General features: G+C 61.7%; 12 protein-coding genes. 5 read left to right on the forward strand and 7 right to left on the reverse strand.

Annotated elements, in window-relative coordinates; all coding sequences use genetic code 11:
• Positions 1 to 310 precede the first annotated feature (310 nt).
• Together HK28_RS08975 and HK28_RS08980 are read right to left on the reverse strand one after the other, a co-directional pair.
• Positions 311 to 964, reverse strand: a complete 654-nt coding sequence (locus HK28_RS08975) for an SGNH/GDSL hydrolase family protein (protein WP_086644255.1) — start codon at positions 962 to 964, stop codon at positions 311 to 313.
• Between the two features lie 53 nt (positions 965 to 1,017).
• Positions 1,018 to 2,178 (reverse strand): OpgC domain-containing protein, encoded by a 1,161-nt coding sequence (locus HK28_RS08980; protein WP_086644282.1) that lies wholly within the window; start codon positions 2,176 to 2,178, stop codon positions 1,018 to 1,020.
• 313 nt (positions 2,179 to 2,491) lie between these two features.
• On the opposite strand from HK28_RS08980, the gene HK28_RS08985 reads away from it, so the two are divergent.
• Positions 2,492 to 3,610: an Mrp/NBP35 family ATP-binding protein gene (locus HK28_RS08985; RefSeq protein ID WP_086644256.1), complete on the forward strand. Its 1,119-nt coding sequence runs from the start codon at positions 2,492 to 2,494 to the stop codon at positions 3,608 to 3,610.
• Positions 3,611 to 3,775: 165 nt separating this feature from the next.
• Here HK28_RS08985 and HK28_RS08990 read toward each other — a convergent pair whose 3' ends face one another.
• Positions 3,776 to 4,771: a DMT family transporter gene (locus HK28_RS08990; RefSeq protein WP_086644257.1), complete on the reverse strand. Its 996-nt coding sequence runs from the start codon at positions 4,769 to 4,771 to the stop codon at positions 3,776 to 3,778.
• 271 nt (positions 4,772 to 5,042) lie between these two features.
• Between HK28_RS08990 and HK28_RS08995 the strand changes: the two genes are divergently transcribed.
• Entirely contained in the window at positions 5,043 to 5,936 is an 894-nt protein-coding gene (locus HK28_RS08995) for an SGNH/GDSL hydrolase family protein (RefSeq protein WP_158093433.1), read from the forward strand.
• Between the two features lie 358 nt (positions 5,937 to 6,294).
• On the opposite strand, the gene HK28_RS09000 is transcribed toward HK28_RS08995, so the two are convergent.
• The 3 genes from HK28_RS09000 to HK28_RS09010 are packed head-to-tail and all read right to left on the reverse strand — an operon-like array spanning position 6,295 to position 9,283.
• Complete coding sequence (locus tag HK28_RS09000; protein ID WP_158093434.1) at positions 6,295 to 7,146, reverse strand: sugar phosphate isomerase/epimerase; 852 nt, start codon at positions 7,144 to 7,146, stop codon at positions 6,295 to 6,297.
• Positions 7,147 to 7,166: 20 nt separating this feature from the next.
• Positions 7,167 to 7,769, reverse strand: coding sequence for a UbiX family flavin prenyltransferase (locus tag HK28_RS09005; RefSeq protein WP_086644260.1), 603 nt, complete (start codon positions 7,767 to 7,769; stop codon positions 7,167 to 7,169).
• Complete coding sequence (locus HK28_RS09010; RefSeq protein WP_086644261.1) at positions 7,766 to 9,283, reverse strand: UbiD family decarboxylase; 1,518 nt, start codon at positions 9,281 to 9,283, stop codon at positions 7,766 to 7,768. Before HK28_RS09010 ends, HK28_RS09005 begins: the two co-directional genes overlap by 4 nt.
• A 92-nt stretch (positions 9,284 to 9,375) precedes the next feature.
• On the opposite strand from HK28_RS09010, the gene HK28_RS09015 reads away from it, so the two are divergent.
• Positions 9,376 to 10,263 (forward strand): LysR substrate-binding domain-containing protein, encoded by an 888-nt coding sequence (locus tag HK28_RS09015; protein WP_086644262.1) that lies wholly within the window; start codon positions 9,376 to 9,378, stop codon positions 10,261 to 10,263.
• Positions 10,264 to 10,347: 84 nt separating this feature from the next.
• Here HK28_RS09015 and HK28_RS09020 read toward each other — a convergent pair whose 3' ends face one another.
• The gene (locus HK28_RS09020) at positions 10,348 to 10,992 is read right to left on the reverse strand and encodes a TetR/AcrR family transcriptional regulator (RefSeq protein ID WP_233140452.1); all 645 of its coding nucleotides are present in this window, start codon (positions 10,990 to 10,992) and stop codon (positions 10,348 to 10,350) included.
• Between the two features lie 147 nt (positions 10,993 to 11,139).
• Between HK28_RS09020 and HK28_RS09025 the strand changes: the two genes are divergently transcribed.
• A complete protein-coding gene (locus HK28_RS09025; protein ID WP_086644263.1) occupies positions 11,140 to 11,886 on the forward strand; it encodes a glucose 1-dehydrogenase in 747 nt (248 codons plus the stop codon).
• 388 nt (positions 11,887 to 12,274) lie between these two features.
• A complete protein-coding gene (pstC, locus tag HK28_RS09030; RefSeq protein ID WP_086644264.1) occupies positions 12,275 to 13,270 on the forward strand; it encodes a phosphate ABC transporter permease subunit PstC in 996 nt (331 codons plus the stop codon).
• Positions 13,271 to 13,343: the final 73 nt, after the last annotated feature.

A 13,343-nucleotide genomic window follows, 5' to 3' on the forward strand; every position in this document is an offset into this window, starting at 1 on the left:
CGCCGCATCCTTCATCTTCTATCTCAAAGAATGAGTCCTGAGCCTAATGCTGTCTCGCATATATTGGATGCGGATACTCCGGCGGAGTTTGATCGTATCGCCATGCAGGTATATCGGCATTGCTAGTGTCGTGCGTCACGAATGCGCTTGGAAATCATGTGATAAACGCCGGGTAAGTCCGACGACCGATGTTGAGGCGGCGAGTCGCGTTCAGATGGCCGCCGATCTGAAAGCAAAGCTCCAGTCCAAATGGTCACAACCTACTGGCGACAACAGCCGCGCTGTATTCCCTTTCAGAAGATACCAGACCTTACGACATCACTGCAGGTCTGCCCCAAGCCTGCGCAGCTCCTGTAAGTTCGATCACCCAGTTCGCGACGGCTTCGCCGAGCAGGCGGTAGCCGAAATCGCCCATATGCAGGCCGTCAGGCGACAGATCGTCCCGCGTCATCCCGTATTCGGCGCACCACGACTTCATGCGGCCATAACGGTCGAACACAGGCACGCCCAGTTCCCGCCCGAGCGCCGGGGTCGCGTCGCGAAACGCCGGGAAGGCGGCGCATTCCTCCATCATCCGGCTCCATTGCGGCCCGATCATCGCCAGATCGACGCCGCTCTCGCGCAATGTCGACAGATCCTTGCGGGTCAGGTCCTCAAACTCGGCGAGCGGGACGTTCTGCCACGCATCGTTGGTGCCGCCCTGCCAGATGACGAGATCGGCGTTGGCGTTCAGAACCGGTTGCAGACGTGCGTGCATCTCGCGCGCCCCATTGCCGCCGATGCCCAGATTGACGATCGTCAGTCCGCCTCGTGCAAAAGGCTCAAATGTCCGGGCGAAGATCGGCGCGAAACCATGTTCCGGAGAACTGGCGCCCACGCCTTCAGTCGTTGATGAACCGAACAGGCAGATAGTCACGGGTTCGCCAGCTTCAAGACGGCTGGTCAGGCGAGGAAAGAACGTCATCGGGAACAACTCTTCGAATTTATTGAAGAGGCTGAGGGCGGATACGCCCCGCCTTACGCCTCGACGGCCGGGCCTCCGCTGGATGCGGCGGCGCGCTGCCGCACGCGACGACGTTCATAAAACTGCGCGACAAGGAACAGAAGACCCAGCCCCACGCCGTTCACCACAATCTGAAGTGGCCACCCGGCTCCGAAGGTGGTGAAGACCAGTCTGCCGAACAGGTCGAGGACGGTGCCAGCCGTGAATATCTCGAGGGAGTGTCGTCCCGCCAGCGCCAGCGCCTGCCCCAGACGTGAGTGGGAGAGCGCCCGTGCGACGGACGATGACTGAACAAGATAGAAAATCGCCATCACGTCGAGCAGGCGTAGCGGCGCGAGGGTGCTTTTGTCTGGGGACGGTAATGCGAACGGCCGCAATTTGGGCAGCCCCCATTGCGCCCACGGAAACGCCTCCACCAGTGAGAACGTCAGGTAAAGCGCGGCGGCGATCTTTAGCCAGCGATACGATGGCAGGTCGCCCCCATGCCGTCCGGCCTCAATCGCTGCGGAGGCTCCGAGAACGAACAGGAACTGCCACGCCAGCGGGTCGAAATACCACCCGTCGGGATCGAGCCAGTTAGGGAAATTAACCGTCGGGTCGACGTTGATCAGCAACCATAGCCCGGCGCTGAGTCCGAGGGCGAGAAAACGGTTGGCTCGGATCAGGAGGTAGATAAGCGGAAACGCTCCCAGAAGCACCATATAGAGGGGAAGGATGTTGAGGTTGGCCGGAAGGGCGTCCAGCAGCAGTACGCGCCACAGATCCGAAACCCCGTGGGCCAGTTCGGGTTCCAGAAAATCTACCGGCACCGGGGAGAACCGGCGCCATTCGCGAATAGTGAAAACTGACACAAGCAGCATCAGCGTCTGCGCCACATAGAGCTTGCCGCAGCGGCGGGCGATGCGGATCAGCGTGTCCCTGACGCCATTCCTGGCGAACCCGCGCCCGTACGCGAGCCAGGAGGCGTATCCGGCCAGCAGCACGAAGATTTCCGCCGCGTCGGCGAAACCTACGTTTCGCATGGTCAGCCGGTTCAGAAGATTTTGCGGAATGTGATCGACGAACATCATCAGCAATGCGGCGCCGCGCATGGCGTCGATGCGGTGGTCCCGATTGCTTCCTCGCGGCCGAACGGAAGGAGGCCGCGAGACGCTGCCCGGAGGGCCATCCTCCATCGTAAGGATCGTACCGGGCGCTGCGTCCACCGCGTCGTCAGGCGAGGCTTGCGGGCCGGGCCTGGAGGGGACGTCGCGACTCAGCGTGGCTGTGGATGATTGGTCCGTCATATCCTGTCCTGAGCGGCGCGTCCCAGCAGATCGACCGGATCTAGACCGGGCCGTGTGCTATTAAAAGGTATCGGCGACTTGAAAGCCAGTCTGGTTGCGCTTTCTTACAGCATGGATAACAGAGCGCGGGCGCGTGGGGACGCCCTGCCGCTCCGGCGTCCGTTCGAACGCGGGCATCTGAAGGTGAAATTAAGGTGGTGTTATGACCCAGCGTGGCGTTCCTGAACGAACAGAGGTCGAGGCTGTCCTTCGCGACGTCGCTGACGCGACGAGTGGTCGCGGCCTTCTCGATATCGCGCGCGTCGAGTCATGCGCCATTGTCGACGGACGCCTGCGTGTGGTGCTCGCCGTCGCTGCGGCCGACGCTGCGGCTGTGGACCGCCTCACCGGCGCCGCAGAGCATGCGCTGGACGGCGCGTTCGCGCCTATGTGTTCTCAGGTCATGTTGACCGCCCACCGCGAGCAGACGCCCGCCCAGCGTCCCGCTGCGTCCGGTGGCGGACATCGCCCGCTCGGCGGCGTGGGCGGCGGCGCATCGTCGCTCGATGTCGGAGCGGTCATCGCCGTGGCCTCGGGCAAAGGCGGCGTCGGAAAATCGACGACCGCAGTCAACCTTGCGGTCGGACTGGCGCTGGAGGGGCTTTCAGTCGGTCTGATGGACGCGGACGTTCATGGCCCGTCTCTGCCCCGGATGCTCGGCGTCGCCGAACGTCCGGAAGTCCGCGAAGGCCGACTGATCCCTGCGCGCGCATGGGGCGTGTCCGCCATGTCGATCGGGATGCTGGTCGACGAAAATCAGGCCATGATCTGGCGCGGTCCGATGGTGATGGGCGCGATTGGGCAGCTTCTCAATGACGTGGACTGGGGCAAGCTCGACGTTCTGATTATCGACATGCCGCCCGGCACAGGCGACGCGCAGCTGACGCTTGCGCAGAAGGCGACGTTGACCGGCGCGATTATCGTCTCGACGCCGCAGGACATTGCGCTGCTCGACGCGCGGCGCGGCATCGCGATGTTTGAGAAGACTCGCGTGCCGGTGCTCGGGCTGATCGAGAATATGTCCTATTTCTGCTGCCCCAATTGCGGACATCGAACCGAACTGTTCGGCCATGGCGGCGCGCGCGAGGAAGCGGCCCGACTGGACGCGCCGTTCCTTGGTGAAATCCCGCTGCTTGCCGAAATTCGATCCAGCGCTGATTCGGGTGCGCCGATCGTGGCGGCTGCGCCAGAGAGTGAGGCCGCTCAGGCATATCGCAAGCTGGCGGCGACTGTGGCCGAGTCCGTCCGACGCACGATGCGCCGCGCTCCTGCGGGGGGATGAGACTTCCTGCCCGGCGGGCCGTCTTCACATCATAGCAAGTAACCATGGTTGCGGGCGGGTGCAGTGAGCGGCGCCATGAACCTGCGCACCCACTGATTGCGCGGCTTCGCTTGAGTCAGTTCACGCTGTGCCGCCGTTGTGATGACGTCGGGGGCGGGAGACTTTCTATATCGGATGCGCAGCGTCCGCAGTCTGGCCCTGAGCTCCAGCGTTCCGGTGCGCCCCGACGCAACTGACGACACTGAGTGCGACCAGAGTGAACGCAGCCGCTTCAAGTGCATGCGGCATGCGTCGCTCCCACAGAAATCCGTAGATCAGCGCGAACAACGTCTCGAAGAGAATCATCTGGCCAGTGAGCGTGAGCGGCAGGAGGCGGCTCATGCGGTTCCACAGCGCGTTGCCCACGATGGACGCCAGAAACGCAACGCCCAAAGACACGAGGCCAAGCTGCGTCCATTCGGCCGCGTCGTGATGGGCGTGGTCGATTAGGAATGCGAGCGGAATAAGCACGAGGCTCTGCGCCCCGGTGACGACACCGGTCAGAAAATTCCAGTCATGGGCGGATATATGGTCAAGGCGTCGTAGCCAGCGGCTGTTGCTGACGGCGTAGATCGTCCATGACACAAGTGCTCCAATGGCGCTCAGCAGCCCGGTCAGGCGCGCGGACGCCGGTATTTGGGACGGCGCAGCCACAGTCTGCCAGCCGATGCAGATCGCCCCGGCGGCGCAGAGCAGGAGCGATGGCGCCAGTTTCGCCAGCGAAACAGCCCCCTTGTCCCGGCTGCCGACGATCGTGACCGCAACGGGAAGGAACCCGATGACCAGTGACGTCATCGCCACGCCGCCACTTTGAACGGCGGTCGAGAGCAGCAGATAGTAGAGAATATTGCCGGTGAACCCGAGCTTCATAAGCGCCAGCCACTCGCCAGCAGAGACCGTAGCCGCGAAGTGGCGCCACCGCGGCGCGAGCATGGCCGCCGAGATCAGTCCGTAAAACAGGTAACGTCCGCTCGTCAGGAACAGCGGATCGAACGTCCGGACCAATTCGGGCGCAAGAAACACCAGCCCCCAAAGCGCGCCTGCCCCAGCGCCGCAAATAACTCCAGCAAACGTGGCGTGGGAGTGGGCGGCTTCCGGCGCGGCGGAGGAAGTAGCGGTCATGCCGGGTGTCCTGTTGTCTGCGGTGGGGCGTAACGTCGGTATTTTTTCATAGCCATGTCAGCATTGTCTTGCCGGGGCATTTGCACCGAATATTGGGCCGTTGGCCATGCTTCAGGCCGCCATTGTTCCGTGCGCCCTCGTGGGCCCTAGTGTTTTCGTTCGGAGGGGATACGTCCTGCGCCAGACGGGGCGCAGGCGTTGCGTTCAAAAGTCATTCTGCAATCCGCGTCCGCCAGCCGCAGGTTCGCCTGATTTTCCTGAGAGACCGCCCATGAAGCGTCATGTGTATAGTTCCGGTTCGTTTTTTACTCAGCGGCTGAAAACCGTCGTGACGCTTCTGGCGTCCGCAGTTTTGCTCGCGCCCGCCGCCGCCCGGTCATCGGCGCCGCGCAAGGGCGATCTGTATGTCTCGATGGGCAGTTCATACGCCGCAGGCCCGGGTGTGGGCACGCCCGTCGCATCCTCTGGCGGGTGTCGTCGTTCGGAGTCGAATTTCGCGGATATCGTCGCCAGAGAGCGGGGTCTGAAGCTTGTCGACGTTTCCTGTTCGGGCGCGACTACGGGGAACATCCTTGATCACGGCCAGTATGGGCTGCCAGCCCAGATCGAAGCGGTCACTCCTGATGCGCGACTTGTTTCGATCCTCATTGGCGGAAACGACGTCAATTACGTCGCCGACCTGATGGGGCTGTCATGCCGCGATACTGGCGGCGCGAATTGCCGCGTCACGGATCCGGCTGAGGTGGAACGTCGGCTCGCGATCCTGCCGGAATCTCTGGACAGGGTCGTAATGGAAGTGCGCCGTCGGGCGCCCGCAGCGCGCATTGTGTTGCTCGGTTATCTACCGGCGGTTCCCGGCCACGCCGCGGTATCCTGCGCGGCTCTACCTCTTGCGCCGGACGACGCCGCGCGGATGCGTGCGCTCTACGTGCGTCTGGCCCAGATCATCGGCGGGGCCGCCCGACGCAACGGCATCGACGTAGTGCCCAGTTCCGTGATCGGCGCCGGTCACGACGCCTGCTCAGAGGTCCCTTATGTCGCGGGTTATCATCCGCCGCAAAACCCGGGTTGGGCCGCGCCGGTTGCTTATCATCCCAATCAGGCGGGTATGAACAAGGTTGCTGAGGCCCTGAATGAAGTCATTGGCGATTCTGGCGCTCGCTGAAGCATGGACGTCACACATGTGCGGGTGATGTCAGCTGTGGCGCGTCGGTTCCATTGAGAGCGACGGCAGAGTAGCTGTTCGGCGGATTTCCGCGGCGTGCACGCCTTCGGCGCCCTCATGGGCGGAGAAGCTTTCACTGTGCGCCGCTCGAACTTGTCAGGGGATCGTTTTCCGCCACGTCCAATGCATAGTGCTGGACAGAAAGGTAACATGGAGATCAATGCTGCCATGTTCTGTCTTCGTCGGAGGGCAGTGGCCAGAACAGGGGGCGTCGATCGATCGGACGGAGAATTGTTCGATCGAGCAGGGAGTGCGTTAAAACACATCGAGCGTTGACGCCGTGCGAACAGGGCTGCGGTTATTCCGTCGTCCCTGATTTGGCGACTGCGGCTGCGACCCCCTGTCTGATGCGTCTTACAACAGACTCCGGATCTTGGGACCACAGAGAGTTGGGGACGCCATCGGAGAAGAGCTCGACGACATAGTCGCCCGTATAGCCTATATCTTGAATACGCCTGAGAAATTCTCCGTTGGGGATGACGCCGTCGCCGGGGATATGGCGATCGTGAAAATTACGCGGGCGACGCCAATCCGCGAGATGCACCAGAAAGAGTTTTTCGCCGCAGAGAGAAACCTGATCGAGTGCTGTGCTTTCCCAAAGATTGTAAGAGTCTGCACAGATGCCAAAATTCGGATGATTGACTTCATCCAGCATCTCCAGCGCCGTCACAATATTCGAGACGATGGTGCTTCGGTTCATCAGGGACGCGCCAAGGGGCTCCAGCGCGATCTTTATGTCCCGCCTTGCGGCATAGTCTGCGATTTTCTTGTAAGCTTCGGTAGAGGTTTTCCAGACCAGATCCTCGTCGCCCGTCGGTAAGGCCCCTGTCTGGGTTGGCATGACGCCTCCCTTCAAAATTCGCGAAAAGCGATCCACTGCGCGACAGAATAATCTGACGCGTTCGTCCGGATCCTGCGGCTCCAGCACAGACATGGATGGGAAAACAGTCATCACATCGGGCTGCAGAGAGCTGACGTGAATGTCCTGCTCGCCGAGCCAGTCGATCTCCGCTTCAAAATTGTCGTGACTGAACTTTGATTCCCAAAGCTCGATCCCAAGTCCATGTCGCCGATAGAGCTCTACGTCCTCACGGAGCGTCAGATTTTTTGTGCTGATCTCGCTTATATGTAACCGCGACAGAATCGACATGTGACTGCTATTCCCTACGATTATCGCTGCGGAGCGTTTGAGGTCGCCTCGGCGGTCTGTTCGCCCCATCGTTGCATCGTGGGCACGTCGATGCCGAAGCAGTCGAGTGCGCGGGCGACGCAGTGGTCGACGATATCGCTGACGGATTGAGGTTTGGTGTAAAAAGCGGGCACCGGAGGCTGGATAATGCCACCCATCTCCGTCACGGCGAGCATGTTGCGAATATGTCCGGCGTGCAAAGGGGCTTCGCGTACCATCATGACCAACCGACGGCGTTCTTTCAGGACGACGTCGGCGGCGCGCGTAAGAAGCGTCGTGGTGACGCCCGTCGCCACTTCGGCGAGGGTCCGAACCGAGCATGGTGCGATCAGCATGCCCATCGTCCGGAAACTGCCGCTGGCGATACTTGCGCCGACGTCCTTGACCGGATGCACATGATCCGCGAGCGCGTGAAGCTGCTCGCGGTCCAGATCGGTTTCGTATGCGCGGGTCATTTCACCGGCCTGGCTTACGACCAGATGGGTTTCAACGCCCAGTTCACGGCACATTTCCAGCGCGCGCACGCCCAGAACGATCCCCGTGGCGCCCGTTATGCCGATGATGAGCGGACGGTTGGCGCTCATGCGTCGCCTCCGGGAAACAGGTCCGGCGCAAAGGGGCGGGGATCAACGTCCTGAAACTGCGCCCGAACAAATTCTTTACGCAAATGCCACGGCGCAGTGCAGTCGAACACTGTTTTGCAAGTGGCGCCTTTTGACGCGAGGGCAGGGTTATATTCCGGCGTCTGAGAGGGGTCGAGCACATGCCCTGTCACGCCCTGCAGAAACATCGTGTCCATATCGCCCTGATAACGGGTCTGCATGGCCCAAAGCACATCGTTCGTATCGAACAGATCAACATCGTCATCGACAAGGAAGACATTTTTAAGTTCGCGATAGGCGCCAAGCGCGATGATCGCCGCCTGTCGGGCGTTGCCATCATCGAATGCGCCGCGCTTGCTGACCTGAAGGATCGCAAGCAGTTTTCCGCCGCCTGCCGAGTGCGCATAAACATTCTTCACAAATCCGGGGAGCGCGGCTTCGCAGGCGTTGAGGATGCTGGCTTCTGTCGGGATGCCCGCCAGATTGACGTGCTCTTCACCCGGGCCGACGAGCGTCTGCAGAATCGCGCCCTTGCGCATCGTCACCGCCGTCACCTTGATGACGGGGAGGGACGGATTGGCGGGGCCGGTGTAGCCGGGGAATTCCGGCATCGCCAGGCCGGTGTCGGTGTTGATGTCTTCGCGAATGCGTTTGTTTGGCAGAATGACGCCTTCTATGACGATTTCCGCGCGGGCGATCGCGTGTTGATCGACCGTCACCGCGGGCGCCAGTTCGACCGGCTTGCCGCGGAGCGCCCCGGCGACGGCCAGTTCATCATAGCCGAATGGCGTCGTGGGCGCCTCGAAGCATGCGCCGATCGCGATCGCGGGATCGAGCCCCATGTTGATGGTGATGGGCAGCGCCTCTCCTCGCGCTTCGGCCTTCTGGCGGAAGACGTCGATGTGCCGCCCAGGCGCAAAGAAAATCGACAGTTCGTCTTTTCCCTGCACGCATAGACGATGAATCGTGACGTCGCTATGTCCCTCGTCAGGATCCGTACCCAGAACGAGGCCGAGACAGAAGAAAGGGCCTGCGTCCTCCGGGGTGTTGGTCGGCGCCGGGAGCAGCGTCCGGAGATCAAATCCCTCGTCATCGGCGCGATGAACGATTTCCTGCACGGGCGCATGTTCGGATTTGACGACGATGGGCTGAACCGGGTTGGCGACCGCCTTCCCCATGTGACGCGCCAGATCCTCCGATTTCGCGCCAAGCAGCAACGCTACACGCTCGCGACTGGCCATGACGCCGACAAGGACACGGGAATCAGGAAATCCCTTGATCGATTCGAACATCATGGCAGGACCGATGCGTGTCGGCCGCATGACGGTGCCTCCGGCGCCAATATGCCTGTAAACGCCCGCCAGTTCCCCTTTCGGATCTACTGGCCGTTGCGTGCTGATGATCTGTCCGTGATGGCGGGACAGCAGGTCTATGGCTGAACGAAGGTCGTCGACGGGTGCATCGGTGATCGTATCGTGCGACTTGGGGGAGGTCATTGCCGGGCTCCTGCGAATTGTCGACGCAGGGTGACGATTGCCTGCCGTATAATCCATCCACACGAAGCATCGTTTTTGATATGTTTTAACTTATGGATCTCCTCGTATCGCTCTCCCTTCGACGCCTTCGCGCCTTTTTGGTCGTCTGCGACACGCTTCACATCGGGAAGGCCGCGCAAATCATGCAGATCGCTCAACCTGCGCTCAGCCAGCAGATTCGTAGCCTTGAGGGCGCACTCGGCGTCCGGCTGTTTCATCGGCGTAAGCGTGGGATAGATCTGACCGAAGCAGGGACTGCTTATCGGGAGGAAGCGCGCAAGTTGCTTGCCGCGCACAAACATGCAGCCGACGTCGCGCGGCGTGTGGCGCGTGGGGAGCTTGGCTCTCTTGCCGTCGGATATATCACTTCGGCAATGTTTGGCGGCAAGTTGCCGCTGCTGATCCGTCGGATGAGGGACAGTTACCCCGACCTGACTGTTCTCCTGCGCGAAGGCGGCATTGAAGAGATTGTCTCAGCGCTTGAGGCCGGAGAGATTGACATTGCATTCGTCCGGGGCCCGCTGCCGATCAGGGAAGGACTTTCCCACCGTGTGGCGATCACGGAGAAGCTGATGATCGCTCTTCCGCAGCAGCATCCATGTTCGGAAAAAGCGTCCCTGTCGCTGGCTGACTTGGCGGATGATCCGATGATCAGCTTCCAGGACGATGCGGGCGTCGGCACGGAGCGCATCATCCATGACTATGCGGCGAAATCCGGCGTCACTCTTCAGGTCGGGTGGCGCGTTTCGTCAGCCACAAGTCTTCTCGGGCTTGTCGCGGAAGGGATTGGATGGGGGTTCGTGCCAGAAGGGCTTGCACGACTGGGCGTCCCCGGCGTGACCTTCGTCCCGCCAATGGACGACATCAGCGCCCCTCTCTGGGCGATCTGGCGTGACGAGCGGATTCTGGGCGCCGCGTTGCGCAATATTCTCGACTTGTAAGCGCACAGACGATGTGATCGGCCGCAGGCGCCCATTCCTCAAAAGCGGGTCGCAGAATTCCAGGTGAGGATTGCCGCCGGGACTTTACGCGGCGCTCGGGTGGCCTTCCTTCGCGGGCCACGCCTGCATGCCAATCCGCGCTATTTCCAAAAGCCTCTCTCGCGTCGCACCGTCACGGGCCTGCACCACCATCCCGCGTATCAGCGACATATAGAACGCGGCAAGGGCGTCGATATCCGTAGCGGCGGGGAGGTCGCCCAAGTTGACGCCCAGACGCAGGCGGTTCGCCATCGCGGTCTCATACTGAGTGCGCTGGGTCGCCATCAGTTCGCGCAGGCGCGCCTGGGACGGGGAACATTGGGTGGCGGCCACCGCGATCATGCACCCGGCAGGCAGATCGTCGCGCGTAAATTCTGCGGCGGCGAAGGTCAGCAGGCGTTCAAGGGTCGTCCGTGTGTCCGCAGGTTCGCCCAGAATATCGTAAAACCACGCGCCCGAGGCTTTGGCGTATGCTTCGATCGCCTCCTGATACAGCGCCTCTTTGCTTTTAAAAGCATTGTAGAAGCTGGAGGGACTGATCCCCATCGCCGCTATCAGGTCGTCGAAGCTTGTACCTTCATACCCCCGGTCCCAGAACAGGCGCATCGCAGCGTAAAGCGCCTGCGTCCGATCGAAAGATTGCGGTCGGCCACGGCCACGTCGCTCGACGTCATTTTTTTTTGGTGTCATCGCTCCATAAATCCTTGAACGCGGCAACGCGCCCTCTCATATCCCTTATGTTGGAGCGGGCGCTCCACATTTAAACCCATACGTTTCTGCAAATCGGGCATGTGGAGCACGGGCGCTTCCTGCTCATGCGAACAAGGCGAGAAGTCAATGAGCAAGCTTTCAGGAAAAGTCGCGGTCGTCACCGGCGCGTCCAAGGGCATCGGCGCAGGAATCGCCAAGGCTCTGGCGGCTGAAGGGGCCGCAGTGGTGGTCAATTACGCATCCAGCAAATCAGGGGCGGATGCCGTAGTCGCGGCGATCACAGACGCGGGCGGCAAAGCCGTCGCTGTGCAAGGCGACGTTTCGCGCAAGGCGGATGCTGAAGCTATCGTAGCCGCTGCGGTCAATCAGTTCGGTCGCCTGGATATTCTGGTCAACAATTCCGGCGTGTATGAATTCGCGCCGCTTGAGAACATCACCGAGGAGCACTTCCATAAGCTGTTCAACATCAACGTGCTGGGCGCGCTGCTGACGACACAGGCCGCCGCCGCGCATATTGGCGCTGGTGGCAGCATCATCAACATCAGCTCCGTCGCCTCACGCGTCACGCCAGCCAATGCGGCGGTCTACTCGGCGACGAAGGGGGCGCTTGACGCTGTTACGGGATCTCTGGCGCGTGAACTCGGACCGAAGCAGATTCGGATTAACGCCATCAATCCGGGCATCATCAACACCGAAGGCACTCAGACGGCGAACATCGCGGGTTCGGATATGGAGCGGGCGATTGTGTCTCAAACGCCTCTGGGTCGCGCAGGGCAGGTGAGCGATATTGCGCCGCTCGCCGTTTTTCTGGCCTCTGACGACTCTGGATGGCTGACCGGAGAAACGTTGATCGCAGCTGGCGGCCTCCGCTGACATCGTGAGTCGCCCGGCGGGTGACGCCGGGCGACGCGGAACCGTTCGGCAGCGCCTCGTCCATCATGGGGGGCGCTGTTGCTGTATTCAGGAGGGATGGCGTCGATGCAGCGCGGGCAGGCGCTCGGCTCAAAGATTGGCCCAATCTATTTAGTAAGGTGATCCTGCGAAGCTGGTGCTGGGGGCGGTTTAGGCGAGGCCGGATGGCGGCTTTCAGCCATGCAGAATAACGCCCCGTGGAAGGGTTCGCCCCACCAACGGTGAATACCGCGGTCCTCATTCAGGCTGTACGTGCAATAAAAATGTCACGGCCCTACAGTCATTAGCCGGTTGCCGGGCGGAGGGCCGTTAAGTATTGGTCAGCCTCGCTGAGGGGAGCGACGCAAACATGGATGTAACGTCGGGGCCGGCTGGATCGCCGACCACGCATAACGCCCGTAGCGACGCTGGCGCGAGGCGCGGATTGGATGGCGACGCCGTTTTCCGGGTTCTGGTCACGGGCGCTGGGGTTACGGTCCTCGCACTGCTCGGCGCCATAATCCTCGTTATGCTGTTCGGCGGCGTGCAGGCGTTCTCTACATTTGGTCCGGCCTTCCTCGTCTCCAATGTGTGGAATCCGGTCTCTAACCATTATGGCGCGCTGGCCCCGGTCTTTGGCACGCTGGTCACCAGCGTGATCGGCCTGCTGATCGCCGTTCCTCTGGCTTTCGGCGCAGCGTTCTGGCTGACGCAGCTCGCTCCGGCGCGGGTCTCGGCCGTTATAGGCATGGCCGTGCAGCTTCTCGCGGCTGTTCCCTCGATTATCTTCGGCATGTGGGGTTTTTTCGTGGTGCGACCACTGATGGCTCATTACGTGCAGCCGAACCTGCGGCATACGATCGGCCATGTGCCCGTGCTCGGGGCGCTGGTGCAGGGCGCGCCGTTCGGCACAGGTTTGATGACCGGCGGCATCATTCTCGCCGTCATGGTCATGCCGTTCGTGACGGCCGTTATGCGTGACGTCTTTTCGTCTATCCCGCCGGTGCTCAAGGAAAGCGCCTTTGGCCTCGGCGCGACGCGCTGGGAGGTCATGCGGCAGGTGATCCTGCCGTGGTCGCGCAGGGCCGTGGTCGGCGCTGTCGTGCTTGGTATGGGGCGCGCTATGGGCGAGACGATGGCCGTGACGTTCGTCATCGGCAACGCCAACCGCATCGGCTGGTCCCTGTTCGCCCCGGGCAACACGATAGCCTCTCTGATTGCGCTCGAATTTCCGGAAAGCGCGGCAGGCAGTCTGAAACTCTCATCCCTGATGGCTTTGGGTGCGATCCTGATGGCGCTCTCCTTTCTGGCGCTCTGCGCGTCCCGATTGATGCTCGGCGTGTCCTCCCGGCAGGCGCGTCGATGAGCGCCGATCAAGCCTTGAAGCAGGCCTCGGCCACGCCTGTCGCAGCGGAACCCGACAGGTGGCGCGTCGGCAG

The sequence above is a fragment of the Acetobacter sp. DsW_063 genome (genome assembly GCF_002153745.1).
GTDB lineage: Bacteria > Pseudomonadota > Alphaproteobacteria > Acetobacterales > Acetobacteraceae > Acetobacter.

What these genes read in the sequence shown, in the direction of transcription:
- HK28_RS08975 (WP_086644255.1), bottom strand. Translation starts at nt 964, where the DNA reads ATGACGTTCTTTCCTCGCCTGACCAGCCGTCTTGAAGCTGGCGAACCC.
- HK28_RS08980 (WP_086644282.1), bottom strand. Translation starts at nt 2,178, where the DNA reads ATGGAGGATGGCCCTCCGGGCAGCGTCTCGCGGCCTCCTTCCGTTCGG.
- HK28_RS08985 (WP_086644256.1), top strand. Translation starts at nt 2,492, where the DNA reads ATGACCCAGCGTGGCGTTCCTGAACGAACAGAGGTCGAGGCTGTCCTT.
- HK28_RS08990 (WP_086644257.1), bottom strand. Translation starts at nt 4,771, where the DNA reads ATGACCGCTACTTCCTCCGCCGCGCCGGAAGCCGCCCACTCCCACGCC.
- HK28_RS08995 (WP_158093433.1), top strand. Translation starts at nt 5,043, where the DNA reads ATGAAGCGTCATGTGTATAGTTCCGGTTCGTTTTTTACTCAGCGGCTG.
- HK28_RS09000 (WP_158093434.1), bottom strand. Translation starts at nt 7,146, where the DNA reads ATGTCGATTCTGTCGCGGTTACATATAAGCGAGATCAGCACAAAAAAT.
- HK28_RS09005 (WP_086644260.1), bottom strand. Translation starts at nt 7,769, where the DNA reads ATGAGCGCCAACCGTCCGCTCATCATCGGCATAACGGGCGCCACGGGG.
- HK28_RS09010 (WP_086644261.1), bottom strand. Translation starts at nt 9,283, where the DNA reads ATGACCTCCCCCAAGTCGCACGATACGATCACCGATGCACCCGTCGAC.
- HK28_RS09015 (WP_086644262.1), top strand. Translation starts at nt 9,376, where the DNA reads ATGGATCTCCTCGTATCGCTCTCCCTTCGACGCCTTCGCGCCTTTTTG.
- HK28_RS09020 (WP_233140452.1), bottom strand. Translation starts at nt 10,992, where the DNA reads ATGACACCAAAAAAAAATGACGTCGAGCGACGTGGCCGTGGCCGACCG.
- HK28_RS09025 (WP_086644263.1), top strand. Translation starts at nt 11,140, where the DNA reads ATGAGCAAGCTTTCAGGAAAAGTCGCGGTCGTCACCGGCGCGTCCAAG.
- pstC (WP_086644264.1), top strand. Translation starts at nt 12,275, where the DNA reads ATGGATGTAACGTCGGGGCCGGCTGGATCGCCGACCACGCATAACGCC.